Genomic DNA, 17,461 nt, shown 5'->3' on the forward strand with positions numbered 1-17,461 from the left:
AATGCGCGTAGCTCTTTACCAATGTCCACCGCTGCCCCTGGATGTCCCGGGCAACCTGCAACGCCTGCATCAACTGGCGTTGGAGGCTAAAGGCGCCGACCTGCTGGTGCTGCCGGAGATGTTCCTGACCGGCTACAACATCGGCCTCGATGCGGTCAGCGTGCTGGCGGAGGTGCACAACGGTGAATCGGCGCAACAGATTGCGCGCATCGCCAAAACCGCCGGGATCGCCATTTTGTATGGCTACCCGGAGCGTACCGAAGACGGGCAAATCTACAACGCCGTGCAGTTGATCGACGCCAGTGGCGAGCGGTTGTGCAACTACCGCAAGACTCACCTGTTCGGCGACCTCGATCACTCGATGTTCAGCCCCGGGCCGGATGAGTTTGCGCTGGTTGAACTCAACGGCTGGAAGCTTGGCTTTTTGATCTGCTACGACCTGGAGTTCCCGGAAAACGCTCGGCGTCTGGCATTAGCCGGCGCAGAGTTGATCCTGGTGCCGACGGCGAACATGATTCCCTACGACTTCATCGCCGACGTCACCGTCCGCGCCCGGGCCTTCGAAAACCAGTGTTACGTGGCCTATGCCAACTACTGCGGGCACGAAGGCGATATCCAGTACTGCGGCCAAAGCAGCATCGCCGCGCCGGATGGCAGCCGTATTGCCCAGGCCGGTCTCGATGAAGCATTGATCGTCGGTGAGCTGGATCGCCAGTTGATGATCGATTCCCGCGCCGCCAATCGCTACTTCCTTGATCGCCGCCCAGAGCTTTACGGCGAGCTGAACAAGCGCTGATCCACTCAGGGGGCGTTCTCAATTGGTTTCCCCGGTGTGGAAACTAATTGAGAACGCCCCCTAATCCGCTAGCATTAGCGCTTCTCTGCTCTGGAAGTGCTCATGCCTGCGCTGAATCACCCCCACCTTCACTCTGAAACCCTGGCCAACGGCCTGCGGGTGACGCTGCGTCACGCTCCCGGTTTGAAGCGCTGCGCCGCCGCGTTGCGAATCGCGGCCGGCAGCCACGACGTGCCACTGGCCTGGCCGGGGTTGGCGCATTTTCTTGAGCATTTGCTGTTCCTGGGTACAGAACGCTTTCCCGCAGGCCAAGGACTGATGGCCTACGTGCAAGGTCATGGCGGCCAAGTCAATGCGCGAACCAATGAGCGCACCACAGACTACTTCTTCGAACTGCCGCCTCAGGCGTTTAGCGGTGGACTGGAGCGTCTGTCAGACATGCTCGCTCATCCGCGTATGAATCCGGACGATCAGCGGCGGGAACGGGAAGTGCTGCACGCCGAATTTGTCGCCTGGTCGCGGGATGCGACGGCCCAACAGCAGTTCGCGCTGTTTGATGGACTCTCGGCAGCTCACCCTTTGCGGGCATTCCATGCTGGAAACCGTTACAGCCTGCCAGTGCCTCAGCCCGAATTTCAGCAAGCGTTGAAGGACTTCTATCAGCGGTTTTACCAGACCGGGCAGATGACGCTGAGCCTGACCGGCCCACAGAGTCTCGATGACTTGAAGGGGATGGCGCAGGCGTTTGCCATTTCCCCTGGCGAGAAAGTCCCTCAGACAAAACCCACCCTGTTGATGGACTCTTCAGACAATAGTTATCAACAGGCTGGAGAACGTCGGCTGGATCTGCTGTTCGCCTTCGAAGCGCTGCCCGACTCGTCGCCCGAAGCGCTGGCGTTCCTGTGCCATTGGTTGAACACCGCAAAACCCGGCGGCCTGTTGGCGCAGCTGCGAGACGCCGGGCTGGCGGACACCCTGAAAGCCGCGCCGCTCTATCACTACGCTGGCCAAGCCTTGCTGCACATCGAATTCTCACTTCCCGTCACCACCACGCAACCGGGCAGTGAAACCCGCGAACGGCTTCTGGATTGGCTTGGCTTTTTTGCCTCCCATCAGGATTGGGCGCAATTGCGCGAAGAATATGCAGCCCTGCTACAACGCCAACAGCAAGTCAGTAGCGCTTTGCAACTGGCCCAGCGAGACAGCGAGCAACTTGAACTCGGGTTATCCGAACAAGGCGTTGTCGCTCTCAAGACGATCCTGAAACAAATCGGCGCTGTGGATAACTTCACCGGTCAGTGGCAACTGCCGATACCCAACCCGTTTTTGCGCACCGAGACTCTGGCCGCGAATGCCGGGTTGATTCGCGGCCAGACCAGCGCCCACCGCGGCCTGCGGACCTTTGCCCAGGATCGCTCACGCAGTCGCCGTGAACGATCGCCGATGCAGTTCAGTCAGGCGTTGCCGGATAACACGGATGAAGGTGCGGTTTATCTGCGCTGGCGCCTGGAATTCGCCCCTGATAGCCGCCTTCAGTCGAATCTGGAAAACAACCTGCGGACGCTGCGCGAAGATGCGCGTCAGACCGGTGTCGACTTTTCCTTCAGCGCTTCGGGCAATGAATGGTTGCTGAAGATGACAGGCCTGCAGGAGCCGATGCCAACAGTCCTCGAACATGCGCTGAAAGAGCTGACAAAACCTGATGCCCGTTTCTCACAGGAAGAACCGACGGCCATTGCGTTGATGCCGATTCGACAATTGCTCAAGGCACTACCCGATCTATGCCTTGAGCACACCGTAGCCTCAGATGACCTACAGCAACTCTGGTCGAACGCACGCTGGGATGGTCTGGCGACAGGTCTGTCTGCCCAGACGCAGGCGGCAATGGGGCTTGCGTTGAGTCGTATTCCCGGCGCTGCGGACAATCAATTGACGCCATCTGCGTCGATTCGCTCGCAACATCTCTGGAGTACTGTCGCCACCGAGTCCAGCGAACATGCGCTACTGCTCTTTTGTCCGACGGCAACCCATGACATCGCCGATGAAGCCGCCTGGCGTTTGCTCGCACACCTGTGCCAGACGCCGTTCTACCAGCGTTTGCGGGTGCAGCTGCAACTCGGTTACGCCGTGTTCAGCGGACTGCGCCAGATAAACGGTCAGACCGGGCTGCTGTTCGGCGTGCAATCGCCGAGCGTTGCGCCTCTGGACCTGCTGGAGCACATCGAACAGTTCTTCCGCGAATTGGAAGGGATGATCGAAAGCATCGATGAAGCCACCTTCATCGCTCAGCGCCAGGCCCTGGCCGATCAATTCGACAGCACCGCCCTGCTCAACGCCCAGGCTGCCGAACTGCTCTGGCAAAGCAAACTGGCCGGTCACTCGTCGGACTACCTGAAGCATCTGCCTCAGGCGATTCTGATGAACGACCGTGCAGCCTTGCTGGCGGCGGCACAACGACTGAACCAGGCCGAAGGTGGCTGGCGCTGCCTGGCCAGCGGGCCTTGCCCGACTACACGTTGGCAAGTGGCAAAATGATCATTACCGGCGCTGCAATTAGCTTTCTCAAAGATTCGCGGCCAATCGCTCTGTAATTTTAAGTAACATAGCCGCCTAACTATCTGAACATCTCCGACTGGAGGTGGACTATATGTATAGGTCTCAACTATCCCATCCACCTGAAGGAGCGCTCCTATGTCCTGGTCCAAACCTGCTTACACCGACCTGCGTATCGGCTTCGAAGTCACCATGTACTTCGCCAGCCGCTAAGCTCTGCCGTTCGGTAGAGAATGCAGTGCTACGCCTCGGCTCGCCGGGGCGTTTTTATTTTCAGCTTTCAATGATGGAGCGGCCATGTTTGTCCAGATTCTAGGTTCCGCCGCCGGCGGCGGTTTCCCCCAGTGGAACTGCAACTGTGTGAACTGCGCAGGTTTTCGCGACGGCAGCCTGCGGGCCGAGGCGCGTACCCAGTCGTCCATCGCGATTTCCGATGACGGCGTGAACTGGGTGTTGTGCAATGCTTCGCCGGACATCCGCGCCCAGCTCCAGAGTTTCGCGCCGATGCAGCCGGGCCGCGCGCTGCGTGATACCGGCATCAGCGCAATCATTCTGATGGACAGCCAGATCGACCACACCACCGGCCTGCTCAGCCTGCGCGAAGGTTGCCCGCATCAGGTCTGGTGCACCGACATGGTCCACGAAGACTTGAGCACCGGTTTCCCGTTGTTCACCATGCTGACCCACTGGAACGGTGGGTTGAACTGGAACCGTATCGAACTCGACAACAGCTTTATCATCCCGGCGTGCCCAAACCTGCGTTTCACCCCGCTGCCCCTGCGCAGCGCCGCCCCACCGTACTCGCCGCATCGCTTCGACCCGCACCCGGGCGATAACATCGGTCTGATCGTTGAAGACCTGAGTACCGGGGGCAAACTGTTCTACGCACCGGGCCTGGGCAAGGTCGATGCACCGCTGCTGAAGATCATGGCCAGCAGCGACTGCCTGTTGGTGGACGGTACGATGTGGGACGACGACGAAATGCAGCGCCGTGGCGTCGGCACACGCACTGGCCGGGAAATGGGCCACTTGGCGCAGAACGGCCCCGGCGGCATGCTCGAAGTGCTGGAACAACTGCCCAAGCAGCGCAAAGTGCTTATCCACATCAACAACACCAACCCGATTCTCGATGAGGATTCGCCAGAGCGCGCGGAACTGGCCCGACGCGAGGTTGAAGTGGCGTATGACGGCATGAGTATTGTGTTGTAGCGGATGGCCCTTTCGCGGGCAAGCCTCGCTCCTACAGATTCGGCGCTATCCCCTGTAGGAGCAAGGCTCGCCCGCGAAGGCGTCAGGCCAGACACCAAAGAATCCACCGGTATACCCCGGAGAACCGCAATGACTGACATTCCAATGTCCCCCGCCGAATTCGAAGCGGCCCTGCGCGCCAAGGGCGCCTACTACCATATCTATCACCCCTATCACGTGGCGATGTATGAAGGCCGGGCGACCCGCGAGCAGATCCAGGGCTGGGTCGCCAACCGTTTCTATTATCAGGTGAACATCCCGCTCAAGGACGCCGCGATCCTGGCCAACTGCCCAGACCGCGAGATTCGTCGCGAGTGGATTCAGCGCCTGCTGGACCATGATGGCGCCCCCGGCGAAGACGGCGGTATCGAAGCCTGGCTGCGTCTTGGGCAAGCGGTCGGCCTCGACCCGGATCAACTGCGCTCTCAGGAACTGGTGCTGCCCGGCGTGCGTTTCGCCGTGGATGCCTACGTCAACTTCGCCCGCCGGGCCCGTTGGCAGGAAGCCGCCAGCAGTTCTCTGACCGAGCTGTTCGCGCCGCAGATCCACCAATCGCGCCTCGACAGTTGGCCGCAGCATTACCCGTGGATCGACCCGGCCGGTTACGAATATTTCCGCACGCGTCTGGGCCAGGCGCGTCGGGATGTGGAGCACGGTCTGGCGATCACTTTGCAGCACTACACGACGCGGGAAGGCCAGGAGCGCATGCTGGAAATTCTCCAGTTCAAACTGGACATTCTTTGGAGCATGCTCGATGCCATGAGCATGGCCTACGAACTGAACCGCCCGCCGTACCACAGCGTGACCGAACAGCGGGTCTGGCATAAAGGAATCACCTTATGAGTTTCGATCGCAGCAAAACCCCGACATGGCGCCCCGGCTACCGTTTCCAGTATGAGCCGGCGCAAAAAGGCCATGTGCTGCTCTACCCGGAAGGCATGATCAAACTCAACGAAAGCGCCGCACTGATTGGCGGCTTGATCGATGGCCAGCGGGATGTCGCGGCGATCATCGCCGAACTGGACGCGCAGTTCCCCGGCGTGCCAGAACTCGGTGAAGACATCGAGCAATTCATGGAGGTCGCCCGTGCTCAGCACTGGATCGAACTTGCCTGATTCCGTGTCAGACAAGTTACCGCCCAAACCTGAAATCGGCTTGCCGCTCTGGCTGCTCGCCGAGCTGACGTATCGTTGCCCGCTGCAATGCCCGTACTGCTCCAATCCATTGGATTTCGCCGAGCAAGGCAAAGAGTTGTCCACCGAGCAGTGGATCAAAGTCTTTCGCGAAGCGCGGGAGATGGGTGCGGCGCAGTTGGGTTTTTCCGGCGGTGAGCCGCTGGTGCGCCAGGACCTCGCCGAGTTGATCTTTGAGGCGCGCAAGCTGGGTTTTTACACCAACCTGATCACCTCCGGCATCGGCCTCACCGAGCAGAAAATCAGCGATTTCAAGAAGGCCGGTCTGGACCACATTCAGATCAGTTTTCAAGCCAGCGACGAGCAGGTGAACAACCTGCTGGCCGGCTCGAAAAAGGCCTTCGCGCAAAAGCTCGAAATGGCCCGCGCGGTGAAGGCTCACGGCTACCCGATGGTGCTGAACTTCGTTACCCATCGGCACAACATCGACAAGATCGACCGGATCATCGAGCTGTGCATCGCCCTTGAAGCGGACTTCGTCGAACTCGCAACATGCCAGTTCTACGGTTGGGCGCAGCTCAATCGAGTAGGTCTGTTGCCGACCAAGGAACAACTGGTCCGCGCCGAACGCATCACCAACGAATACCGCGCCAAACTGGAAGCCGAAGGGCATCCGTGCAAGCTGATTTTCGTGACACCGGACTATTACGAAGAACGTCCGAAAGCCTGCATGAATGGCTGGGGCAGTATTTTTCTGACGGTCACGCCAGACGGAACCGCCCTGCCCTGTCACGGCGCCCGACAGATGCCGGTGCAGTTTCCCAACGTGCGCGACCACAGCATGCAGCACATCTGGTACGACTCGTTCGGTTTCAACCGCTTTCGCGGCTACGACTGGATGCCCGAGCCGTGCCGTTCCTGCGATGAGAAAGAAAAAGACTTCGGCGGCTGCCGCTGCCAGGCGTTCATGCTCACAGGTGACGCGAGCAACGCCGACCCGGTGTGCAGCAAGTCGGAACATCACGGCGTGATCCTCAAGGCCCGCGAAGAAGCCGAGCACGCAACCCAGACCATCGAACAACTGGCCTTTCGCAATGAACGAAACTCACGCCTCATCGCCAAAAGCTGAACCCTTGAGCGCTGCCAGGGCCGTCGCGGCCGGCATCGATTTCGCCGAGCTGCAAGTCGGCAAGCATGGCCTGTTCTGGAACGAGTATCGCCCCGAGGATGCCGCCTGCCGGATCTGGCAGTGGCGCGACGGCCAGGCTCATTGCCTGACGCCGCCCACGTTCAGTGTGCGCAGCCGGGTGTACGAATATGGCGGCGGCGCGTTTTGTCTGACCGATGACGGGCTTGTTTTCGTCAACGAGGCAGACCAGCAGCTGTATCGGCAATCGCTGACGGGTGAGACGCCTGAGGCGCTGACTTCAAGTGAATGCCGCTACGGCGATTTGCAATTCGCCAACGGGCAAGTACTGGCGGTGGAAGAGAACCGCGATCGACATCGTCTGGTAGCTATCGATCTGACTGACGGCCAACGTCATCTGTTGGCCGAAGGCGCCGACTTCTATGCTGCACCGACCGTGAGCCCTGACGGTCAGCGTCTGGCCTGGATCGAGTGGAATCGCCCGGATCAGCCCTGGACCGCCACTCGCCTGATGGTTGCCGAGCGCCAGAGCGATCATGGTTTTGCACAACCGCGCTGTGTGGCCGGCGACAGTGCTCAGGAGTCACTGCAACAACCCCGATTCGATGACCGCGGCCGCCTGTTTTGTCTGACCGATCGCGGCGGTTTCTGGCAGCCGTGGGTGGAATCGGCCAGCGATCTGAACCCACTGCCAAGTGCCGCTGCCGACCATGGACCGGCGCCTTGGCAACTGGGTGGTTGCACCTGGTTGCCGTTGGGCGAAGACACTTATCTGGCGAGTTGGACCGAAGGTGGTTTTGGTCGACTGGGGCTTTGTCATGGCGATGGTTCCCGTGACGATTTCACCGGTGACTACAGTCGTTTCCGCCATCTCGCACTGGACGAGCAATTCATCTACTGCATCGCCGCTTCGCCGGTCAGTTCGTCGGCGGTGATTGCCATTGACCGCCAGAGCCGGAAGGTGAAGACACTCGCCGGCGGTGTTGCACCGCTGCCCGCCGAACAGATCAGCCACCCGCAAACCCTGCGCTATCCGAGCGGTTCGGGCGAGGCCCACGGTTTCTTCTATCCGGCGATGACCGGCGCCCCGAACCCGCCCTTGGTGGTGTTCATTCACGGCGGTCCGACATCAGCCTGCTATCCGATGTTCGACCCGCGGATCCAGTATTGGGCACAACGCGGCTTCGCCGTGGCCGACCTCAACTACCGAGGCAGCAGCGGCTACGGCCGGGCTTATCGCCATGCATTGCATTTGAGCTGGGGCGATGTGGATGTGGAAGATGCCTGCGCGGTGGTCGCCTACCTCGCCGAACGCGGACTGATCGACGGCGACAAGGCATTTATCCGTGGTGGCAGCGCCGGCGGATACACCACGCTGTGCGCACTGGCCTTTCACAAGGTCTTTCGTGCGGGCGCCAGCCTGTATGGCGTCAGCGATCCCGTTGCGCTGGGCCGCGCTACCCACAAGTTCGAAGGCGATTATCTGGATTGGTTGATCGGCGACCCGGTGCAGGACGCTGAACGCTACGCCACGCGCACGCCGTTGCTGCATGCCAGCAACATCAGCGTTCCAGTGATCTTCTTTCAGGGTGAACTGGACGCCGTGGTGGTGCCGCAACAGACCCGCGACATGGTCACTGCGCTACAGGACAACGGCATTCAGGTCGAAGCGCATTACTACGCCGACGAGCGCCATGGCTTTCGCAAGGCCGGCAATCAGGCCCATGCGCTGGAGCAGGAGTGGTTGTTTTATCAAAGGGTGATGGAGTTGGCGGACTGAAGTCTGCGCTCAGCGCAGGTATTTGCGACGCCCCATTCGCGAGCAAGCCCGCTCCCACACTGGACCTTCTGAGAACACATTATTTGTGAACACCAGAGATCAAATGTGGGAGCGGGCTTGCTCGCGAATGCGATTTAACCAGCGCCGCAAAACTCAGCGCTTGGCGATGATATACACCGCATGCACGATCCCCGGAATGTAACCGCACAACGTCAGCAGAATGTTCAGCCAGAACGCCCCAGCAAAACCGACTTGCAGAAACACACCCAGTGGCGGCAACAGAATGGCGATGATGATTCGAATAAAGTCCATGGGGTAGCTCCTGATTGAAGTTGGTTCTTGTGAAACCATACAGCTAATCGACCTGCGGCGTTCTTCAGGGTTCATTACGGCTCTTCAAGGCCAGTATTCGAGACCGTACTTCTGAACGACGGTTCTGCCCGGGCGCTCGCAAAAGACCGATGGCGATCAGGCTTTGCTGTGGAAGCCATTGAGCGAGCCGCGGGTACCACTGAAAGTCGGATTGGTGTGTCGGGATGTGCAGCGGCAACAGGCTTCGCTGGCGTTGTTGCGGACATTGCTGGAAGAAGTGATGAAGGGACCGGATGACCCACTGAGTAGCTCGGCGACACTGGACGGGTTGAACTGAGCACTTTTTTGCAGGCAAAAGAAAACCCCGCCGAAGCGGGGCTTTGCAGACTGTTTCCCTGACATCCATTTCACTCCGCCGTCCTGGCAGAATCCTACGTGTCCGTGTTGTTGCTTTGCGCTTCCTGCGCGACGTCCTTGATAAGTAGATTAGCTCTGGATCCAATTATCGCCTATGGGAAAACAGCAGCACGTTATGTAAGAGAAAGCTTACATAACGCTACAGCATCAGAATTGTCCTGCGTCCAGCAGGAACAGCGACTCGCTACCCGCCTTTACCGACGCGCTCAACGAGTGAATACGCGGTAGTAGACGGGCGAAATAGAACCGCGCCGTGCCCAACTTGCTCGCGTAGAAATCGTCCTGCGCTTCTTTACCGAAGGCTGCCTTGGCCATCAGTGCCCACATGTAGGCGTAGGCCGTGTAACCGAATGCCTGCAAATACTCGACCGAAGCAGCACCGATTTCGTTCGGGTTGTTTTTCGCCCGGTCCAGTAACCACTCGGTCAGCTCATCAAGGGTGTCCACCGCATCATTCAGCGGCTTGGTGAACTCCGCCAGGTCAGCACTGGCCGTCGTGGTGAAATGACGAATCTCGTCAGCGAACAGTTTGTAGAACGCCCCACCACTGCCGACGATCTTGCGTCCTACAAGGTCCAGCGCCTGAATACCGTTGGTGCCTTCGTAGATCTGAGTGATGCGCACATCACGAACCAGTTGCTCCTGGCCCCACTCACGGATGTAGCCGTGGCCGCCAAAAATCTGCTGGCCGTGAACCGTGGTTTCCAGCCCCAGGTCCGTCAGGAACGCTTTAGCCACCGGGGTCAACAAGGCCACCAGGTCTTCCGCACGGTTGCGGGTGGTGGCGTCTTCGCTGAACTTGGCGGTGTCCAGTTGCATCGCCACGTAAGTGGAGAATGCGCGGCCGCCTTCGTTCGAGGCTTTCATGGTCAGCAGCATGCGACGCACGTCCGGATGGACAATGATCGGGTCAGCTACTTTGTCCTTGTTTTGCGCACCGGTCGGCGAACGGCTTTGCAGGCGGTCGCGAGCGTATTCGATAGCGTTCTGGTAAGAGCGCTCGCCAGTGGCCAGGCCCTGGATGCCGACGCCCAGACGCTCATAGTTCATCATGGTGAACATCGCCGCCAAGCCCTTGTTCGGCTCGCCAACCAGGTAACCCACCGCTTCGTCGAAGTTCATCACGCAGGTCGCGGACGCCTGGATGCCCATCTTGTGTTCGATCGAACCGCAGCTCGCCGGGTTACGCGCCCCCAGGCTGCCATCGGCATTGACCAGAAACTTCGGCACCAGGAACAGCGAAATGCCTTTCGGCCCCGCTGGTGCGTCCGGTAGTTTGGCCAGTACCAGATGGATGATGTTCTCGGTCAGGTCGTGTTCGCCGCCGGTGATGAAGATCTTGGTGCCGCTGACTTTGTAGGAACCGTCGGCCTGAGGCTCGGCCTTAGTGCGGATAATCCCCAGGTCAGTACCGGCGTGCGGCTCGGTCAGGCACATGGAACCCGCCCAGACACCGGCGTACATGTTCGGCAGGTACGCCGCTTTCAACTCTTCGCTGGCGTGGGCGTTGATCGACAGGCAAGCGCCGGCGGTCAGCATCGGGTACAGACCGAACGACAGGCTCGCGGAGTTGACCATTTCTTCGACCTGCGCCGAAACAGCTTTGGGCATGCCCATGCCGCCGTAGGTCGGATCGCCACCGACACCGACCCAACCGCCCTCAGCGTAGGTCTGATAAGCCTGTGGGAAACCGCCCGGGGTGGTGACGGCACCGTCGGCCCAGTGGCAACCTTCTTCGTCAGCTGCACGGCTCAGGGGCGCGATGCTTTTGCTGGTGACCTTGCCGGCTTCTTCCAGAATGGCTTCGACAGTTTCAGCATCGACGGTCTCGGCCAGCGCAGGCAGTTCGGCCCAGAGTTTGGCGACCTCGAAAACTTCATTGAGGACGAAGCGCATATCGCGCAGGGGCGCTTTGTAGTCAGCCATGGCAAACCTCGCAAGATCTAAACAGGTGGTTCGTAGGAATAGTGATTTCGTTGTGTCCGAGTGTACCTCAACAACTTTTACGACACATAGGGTCAACTCATGACTGCTTTGTTATTTTTAGTCACCAGCGTTTCAGCTGAGATAGTTTCTCGCCTGCCAGAACGCATTCGCGGGCAAGCCTCCGTCCTACAGGTCGTGTCGCACGCATTTCACGTGAACGACATAGAACCGTAGGAGCGAGCGGTGCGGCGATCCGACTTGCCCGCGAAGCTTTTCAAGCCTAACCGTCAGAGCGAAAACAACTCCGCCGGCAGCGTCATCAGACAATCGCTGCCCGCCTCGATGGCCGCCCGATGTGCGGCGGTACGCGGCAACAAACGTTTGAAGTAGAACTCGCTGGTCGCCAGCTTGCCCCGGCAGTAATCGGCATCACCGTTGCCCGCATCCAGCTGCGCCTGAGCCACCAATGCCATGCGTAGCCATAGGTAACCGAGGATGATGTAGCCGCTGTACATCAAGTAGTCCACCGACGCGGCGCCGACTTCATCCGGATTTTTCATCGCGGCCATGCCGACCTTGGTGGTCAACTCGCCCCACTGCTGATTCAGACCGTTGAGTTGCGCCACATAGCCGCCGAGTTGTGGATGTTCAGCGTTTGCCGCACAGAACATGTGGACGATTCTGGTGAAGCCGCGCAGTAGTTTTCCCTGACTGCCAAGGACTTTTCGCCCAAGCAAGTCCAGCGCCTGAATGCCGTTGGTGCCTTCATAGATCGGCGCGATCCGGCAGTCGCGAACCAGCTGTTCCATGCCCCACTCACGAATGAATCCGTGACCGCCAAACACCTGCATGCCGAGGTTGGTTACCTCCAGACCGGTGTCAGTCATGAACGCTTTGCAGATTGGCGTCAGAAGCGCCAGCAAGTCTTCGGCATCCTGACGTGCCGCTTCATTCGCACTCAGATGCGCGATGTCCAGCAACTGTGCGGTGAAATAGGTCAGTGCCCGATTGCCTTCGTTGAAGGCCTTCATGGTCAGCAACATCCTGCGCACATCGGGATGAACGATGATTGGATCGGCGGGTTTTTCCGGCGCTTTCGGGCCGGTCAGCGCGCGCATTTGCAGACGGTCGTTGGCGTACTTGATCGCCCCCTGGAAGCTCGCTTCCCCCAGACACAAACCCTGCATACCAGTGCCGAGCCGCGCGTGGTTCATCATGGTGAACATGCAATTGAGGCCCTTGTTCGGCTCACCGATCAAGAAACCCTTGGCGTCGTCGAAATTCAGCACACAGGTGGCCGACGCCTTGATGCCCATCTTGTGTTCGATCGAACCGCAGGAAACGCCATTGCGCTCTCCCGCCTCACCCTCGGCATTGGGTAGAAACTTTGGAACGATAAACAGCGAAATACCCTTGGTCCCCGCCGGCGCGTCCGGAAGTTTGGCCAGCACCAGATGAATAATGTTGTCACTCATGTCGTGTTCGCCGGCAGAGATGAATATCTTGCTGCCGGAAATCGCGTAACTGCCGTCTGCCTGAGGCACGGCGCGGGTCTTGATGATGCCCAGATCGGTGCCGCAATGGGCTTCGGTCAGGCACATGGTGCCGGTCCATTGGCCAGCCGTGAGCTTGCTCAGGTAGATCTGTTTCTGTTCTTCGGTGCCATGGGCATGAATCGCCGACATCGCACCGTGAGTCAGGCCGGGATACATGCCCCAAGAGGTATTGCTGGAACCGACCATCTCACTGATGACCAACCCCAAGGAGCTTGGCAAACCCTGGCCACCGTAAGCCGGATCCGCCGCCAGACCATGCCAGCCGCCTTCGACGTATTGCGCGAAAGCCTGCTTGAAGCCTGTAGGCGTTGTGACCACGCCGTTGTCGAAATGGCAGCCTTCTTCGTCGCCACTGCGGTTCAAAGGTGCGAGAACGTTCTCGCAGAATTTCGCACCTTCTTCCAGGATCGCATTGACCATGTCCGGGCTGGCATCGGCGGCCCCCAACGCGGCGTAGTTGCTATGAAAATCGAACACGTGATCGATCAAAAAGCGCATGTCGCGCAGAGGAGCTTTGTACTCGGGCATGGTCATTTCTCCGGCAGCAGATTGTTCAAACCTACTGCCGCACACCACGCCTCACAATCACAGTCCAGACGCTGAATGCGCCATCATCACTCAACCCGCAGCGGCGTCCATACGCACCGCGCCACGGCGGTTCTGACCAAAGGCCATCACACAGTTTCGCCCCGCGCCTTTGGCGCTGTAGAGCGCCTGGTCGGCGGATTTGAGCACTTCTTCGGGGGTGCGTTGTTCCAGCCGTTCGGCGACGCCGATGCTGACGGTGACCGATACACTCGAGGCGCCTGAACCCGCGCGGCGCTGGCGTCCCTGCTGGTCATCCTGGGGACGGTTATCCTGATTGCGCAACTGGATGTTGTAGGTGGCGATAGATTCGCGGATGACTTCCAGGTGCGGCATACACTCTTCGAGGGTCTTGCCTGCGAACACCAGAGCAAATTCTTCACCGCCGTAGCGATATGCCCTACCGCCCCCGCTGATTTTCGACAGCTTGCTGGCGACCAGCCGCAACACTTGGTCGCCGACATCGTGACCATGTGTGTCGTTGAATTTCTTGAAGTGATCGACGTCGCCCATGGCCAGCACGTAATTGCGCCCCAGCCGTTGCATGCGTTCGTTCAGGGCGCGGCGACCCGGCAGGCCGGTGAGCTCATCGCGGAACGCCATCTGATAGGCCTCATGGGCAACCGCCGCGGCGATCATCAACATCACCTGGCTGCACATGATGTTCAGGGTGAATGGCAGGATGAAGGTTTTCGGCAACATCCAGAACAATCCCAACAGCCCCACCAATTGCGCAGCATGCAAGGGTCTTGGGTTGCGCCAGTATTGCCAGGCCAGTAACAGGAACGAGGCGATGAATACCGGGTAGGACAATTGGATCAGGCTCATCCAGGCGCCATGCAAAGCTGGCCAGCGGATCTCCGACAGCCACATCAACAGCGCGTGTGGATAACTTTGTTCCAGCCCCAACGCCACGCTGCCGAACGCCAGCAACACGGCGAAGCGCGCCACCATGTCCTGGAACAGGTGAGTACGCTCTTGCCAGGCGGCGAACAAGCCAAAGAGCAACGGCAGCAACAGACAGCACAGATGGAAGACCACCGCGGCGTCTTCACGGACTTTGCCGTTGTCGCGGTAGTAGTCGGTCTGGGTGTCGAGCAGGAAGTAGGCGATGTACACCGTGACCATCAGAAACAGTTCACGCTGACGTCGGTAAACCGCGCAATACGCCCCGCCGAGCAACAGCACCAGAGTAGGCAGCACGTTGAACAGCGAAGTGAAGAAGACGTTGAGATCCTTGACGTAGGCAGCCGCAAGCCCCGCAAGCAACAACAGCAGCGATGGCAAAAAGTGACTGAAACGTACAGCGGAAGAACGCGGCAAGGGTAAAAGCTCCGACCCGGCAAACAAAGATGGCATTGTGCCTGCATTTAGCGCAGCTAAGCACGTGCAATGTGACGTGTGTCACATCGCCACCCTCTTTAACGGCAGCAAAGTCGTTCTTCTTAGCGTTTTAGTCAGGAATATTTACAGGTAGAGCGGGTTTGCGTCAGGCGCAAAAAAGCCGCTGCTCCCGAGAAAGCAGCGGCTTTGTGGAATGGACTGCGCAGGGCTTAGTAACCCAGAGCGAAGTCTTCTTCTTTCATGTCCATCAGGTTGTTGGCGCCCGACAGCATGGTCACTACGTGAGTGCGGGTACGCGGCAGGATACGCTGGAAGTAGAAGCGCGCAGTCTGCAGCTTGGCGGTGTAGAACGCCTCTTCGGTGGTGCCGGCAGCCAGTTTTTCGGCAGCCAGGCGCGCCATGTCAGCCCAGAAGTAAGCCAGGCAGGCGTAACCGGAGTACATGAGGTAATCCACCGATGCCGCGCCGACTTCTTCGCGGTCTTTCATGGCAGCCATACCGACCTTCATGGTCAGCTCGCCCCACTCTTTGTTCAGCGCAGCCAATGGCTCGACGAACTCTTTAACCGCTTCGTTGCCTTCGTTGGTCTGGCAGAACTTGTGGACGATCTTGGTGAAGCCTTTCAGGGCTTCGCCTTGAGTCATCAGCACTTTACGGCCCAGCAAGTCGAGTGCCTGGATACCGGTGGTGCCTTCGTACAGCATCGAAATACGGCTGTCGCGAACGTTCTGCTCCATGCCCCACTCAGCGATGAAGCCGTGGCCGCCGTAAATCTGTACGCCGTGGTTAGCGGATTCGAAACCGACTTCAGTCATGAAGGCTTTGGCGATCGGCGTCATGAAGGCCAACAGTGCATCGGCTTTCTTCTTCTCTTCTTCATCTACGCCGTACTTGACGATGTCGACTTGCTTGGCGGTGAAGTAAACCATCGCACGGTTGCCTTCGGCGAAAGCCTTCATGGTCAACAGCATGCGACGTACGTCAGGGTGAACGATGATCGGGTCAGCGGCTTTGTCCGGTGCTTTCGGGCCAGTCAGCGAGCGCATTTGCAGGCGATCGCGAGCGTATTTCAGACCGCCCTGGAAGCCGATTTCGGCGTGCGCCAGACCTTGCAGCGCAGTCCCCAGACGGGCGGTGTTCATAAAGGTGAACATGCAGTTCAGGCCTTTGTTCGCCGGGCCGATCAGGTAACCGGTGGCCGCGTCGAAGTTCATCACGCAGGTGGCGTTACCGTGGATGCCCATCTTGTGTTCCAGGGAACCGCAGCTCACAGCATTGCGTGCGCCGATCGAGCCGTCTGCGTTCGGCAGGAACTTCGGAACGATGAACAGGGAAATGCCCTTGGTGCCGGCCGGTGCGTCCGGCAGACGTGCCAGAACGATGTGGACGATGTTGTCGGCCATGTCGTGCTCGCCGGCCGAGATGAAGATCTTGGTGCCGGAAACTTTGTAGGAGCCGTCGGCCTGAGGCTCGGCCTTGGTGCGCAGCATGCCCAGGTCGGTACCGCAGTGCGGTTCGGTCAGGCACATGGTGCCGGTCCATTCGCCGGAAACCAGTTTGGTCAGGTAAGCGTCTTGCTGCTCAGGCGTACCGTGTTCGGAAATGGTGTTCATCGCGCCATGGGACAGGCCTGGGTACATGCCCCACGACCAGTTGGCTTCGCCAACCATTTCGCTGACGGCCAGACCCAGAGACTCTGGCAGGCCCTGGCCGCCGTGCTCTACGTCGTGGGCCAGGCTTGGCCAGCCGCCTTCGACGAATTGCTTGTAGGCTTCTTTGAAGCCAGTCGGGGTTTTAACGCCGGACTCACTCCAGGTGCAGCCTTCGGTGTCACCCACGCGGTTCAACGGAGCCAACACCTGCTCACAAAACTTGGCGCCTTCTTCGAGAATGGCGTCAACCATGTCTGGAGTTGCGTCCTGGCAAGCCGGAAGGCTCTGATAGTGCGCTTCGTAGCCGAGCAGTTCGTCACGAACGAAGCGAATATCACGCAAGGGGGCCTTGTAGTCAGGCATAGCGATAAACCTCTGCTGATGTAACCGGGAATGAACGACCGTGTTGATTTGTTGTGACGGTCAAACAGTTGTTTGAAACATACGTTTACGCCCAAATCTTGTCAAGCACCGATCTTTTGCCTTTCGTCATCGCGCCATGGAAACCTCGGGCACACAGTTGCGCAGCGCCGTTGACTTAGCAACACGCCATGTAGGAGAGATTAGTTGAGGCAGAAGGACTTACGCAGAAAAACGCCGCGAATGATCGCGGCGTTGGAGTAGCGGATTCAGCGAGGGATCAGGCGAAGGTATCGATCAACGTACCCAGCATTTCATCAGATGCCTTGGCGACTTTGACGCCGAGTTCCACCTGTAATTTACCTTGAGACATTTCGACCATATTGCTGGCCAGATCCGATTGCTGGCTGCGGTCAACCGAGCGCAGGCGGTCGACCTGAATCTCGGAAGATTGGCTCGTGACCGAACGCTCGATGGTGCTGCTGGCGATCTGGCTTGAAGACTGATCGACACGGTTCTGCCCTGTCTGAATAGTGTTCAGACCGGCATAAAAAGCGGTGTTTCCTGAGATTTCCATAGAGGAACTCGTCCGATAAAGGATCAACAGCGGCCATTGAATCAGACACGCCGACAAAAGGCCCGACAAAAACAC

Annotated in this window: 14 protein-coding genes and 1 pseudogene; 9 read left to right on the plus strand and 6 right to left on the minus strand. The window is 59.0% G+C overall.

From position 1 onward, the window contains the following. The first annotated feature begins 1 nt into the window (after position 1). The 8 genes from ACA044_RS27970 to ACA044_RS28005 all read left to right on the plus strand — a co-directional run bounded on the left by ACA044_RS27970 (position 2) and on the right by ACA044_RS28005 (position 8,657). Entirely contained in the window at positions 2–796 is a 795-nt protein-coding gene (locus ACA044_RS27970; RefSeq protein WP_497444158.1) for a carbon-nitrogen hydrolase family protein, read from the plus strand. 102 nt (positions 797–898) lie between these two features. Further along, positions 899–3,331 (plus strand): pyrroloquinoline quinone biosynthesis protein PqqF, encoded by a 2,433-nt coding sequence (gene pqqF / locus ACA044_RS27975; protein WP_497444159.1) that lies wholly within the window; start codon positions 899–901, stop codon positions 3,329–3,331. Between the two features lie 156 nt (positions 3,332–3,487). Then, complete coding sequence (pqqA, locus tag ACA044_RS27980; protein WP_009045898.1) at positions 3,488–3,562, plus strand: pyrroloquinoline quinone precursor peptide PqqA; 75 nt, start codon at positions 3,488–3,490, stop codon at positions 3,560–3,562. An 84-nt stretch (positions 3,563–3,646) separates the two neighbouring features. Next, the gene (gene pqqB / locus ACA044_RS27985; protein ID WP_497444160.1) at positions 3,647–4,558 is read left to right on the plus strand and encodes a pyrroloquinoline quinone biosynthesis protein PqqB; all 912 of its coding nucleotides are present in this window, start codon (positions 3,647–3,649) and stop codon (positions 4,556–4,558) included. Between the two features lie 129 nt (positions 4,559–4,687). Next, entirely contained in the window at positions 4,688–5,440 is a 753-nt protein-coding gene (gene pqqC / locus ACA044_RS27990) for a pyrroloquinoline-quinone synthase PqqC (protein ID WP_490135067.1), read from the plus strand. Continuing rightward, positions 5,437–5,712, plus strand: a complete 276-nt coding sequence (gene pqqD, locus ACA044_RS27995; protein ID WP_497444161.1) for a pyrroloquinoline quinone biosynthesis peptide chaperone PqqD — start codon at positions 5,437–5,439, stop codon at positions 5,710–5,712. The genes pqqC and pqqD overlap by 4 nt, the downstream gene beginning before the upstream one ends. 4 nt (positions 5,713–5,716) lie before the next feature. Next, the gene (gene pqqE, locus ACA044_RS28000; protein ID WP_497447325.1) at positions 5,717–6,859 is read left to right on the plus strand and encodes a pyrroloquinoline quinone biosynthesis protein PqqE; all 1,143 of its coding nucleotides are present in this window, start codon (positions 5,717–5,719) and stop codon (positions 6,857–6,859) included. After that, positions 6,825–8,657 (plus strand): S9 family peptidase, encoded by a 1,833-nt coding sequence (locus tag ACA044_RS28005; RefSeq protein WP_497444162.1) that lies wholly within the window; start codon positions 6,825–6,827, stop codon positions 8,655–8,657. Before pqqE ends, ACA044_RS28005 begins: the two co-directional genes overlap by 35 nt. A 153-nt stretch (positions 8,658–8,810) precedes the next feature. On the opposite strand, the gene ACA044_RS28010 is transcribed toward ACA044_RS28005, so the two are convergent. Continuing rightward, positions 8,811–8,969 carry a YqaE/Pmp3 family membrane protein gene (locus ACA044_RS28010; protein ID WP_007904205.1) on the minus strand — a complete coding sequence of 53 codons (159 nt, stop codon included), beginning with the start codon at positions 8,967–8,969 and terminating at the stop codon, positions 8,811–8,813. A gap of 118 nt (positions 8,970–9,087) precedes the next feature. On the opposite strand from ACA044_RS28010, the pseudogene ACA044_RS28015 reads away from it, so the two are divergent. Further along, a pseudogene (locus ACA044_RS28015) lies at positions 9,088–9,306 on the plus strand (LysR family transcriptional regulator); the annotation flags it as partial. Positions 9,307–9,533: 227 nt separating this feature from the next. On the opposite strand, the gene ACA044_RS28020 reads toward ACA044_RS28015, so the two are convergent. The 5 genes from ACA044_RS28020 to ACA044_RS28040 all read right to left on the minus strand — a co-directional run bounded on the left by ACA044_RS28020 (position 9,534) and on the right by ACA044_RS28040 (position 17,386). Next, a complete protein-coding gene (locus ACA044_RS28020; RefSeq protein ID WP_497444163.1) occupies positions 9,534–11,312 on the minus strand; it encodes an acyl-CoA dehydrogenase C-terminal domain-containing protein in 1,779 nt (592 codons plus the stop codon). A 287-nt stretch (positions 11,313–11,599) separates the two neighbouring features. Continuing rightward, a complete protein-coding gene (locus ACA044_RS28025) occupies positions 11,600–13,396 on the minus strand; it encodes an acyl-CoA dehydrogenase C-terminal domain-containing protein (protein WP_497444164.1) in 1,797 nt (598 codons plus the stop codon). A 90-nt stretch (positions 13,397–13,486) separates the two neighbouring features. Next, the gene (locus ACA044_RS28030) at positions 13,487–14,776 is read right to left on the minus strand and encodes a GGDEF domain-containing protein (RefSeq protein WP_007904190.1); all 1,290 of its coding nucleotides are present in this window, start codon (positions 14,774–14,776) and stop codon (positions 13,487–13,489) included. A 230-nt stretch (positions 14,777–15,006) separates the two neighbouring features. Then, positions 15,007–16,812 carry a phenylacyl-CoA dehydrogenase gene (locus tag ACA044_RS28035; RefSeq protein ID WP_497444165.1) on the minus strand — a complete coding sequence of 602 codons (1,806 nt, stop codon included), beginning with the start codon at positions 16,810–16,812 and terminating at the stop codon, positions 15,007–15,009. 277 nt (positions 16,813–17,089) lie between these two features. After that, positions 17,090–17,386, minus strand: coding sequence for a pyrroloquinoline quinone biosynthesis protein PqqE (locus ACA044_RS28040; protein WP_497444166.1), 297 nt, complete (start codon positions 17,384–17,386; stop codon positions 17,090–17,092). Between the last annotated feature and the right edge of the window lie 75 nt (positions 17,387–17,461).

It is taken from the genome of Pseudomonas sp. LBUM1673 (assembly GCF_059695645.1).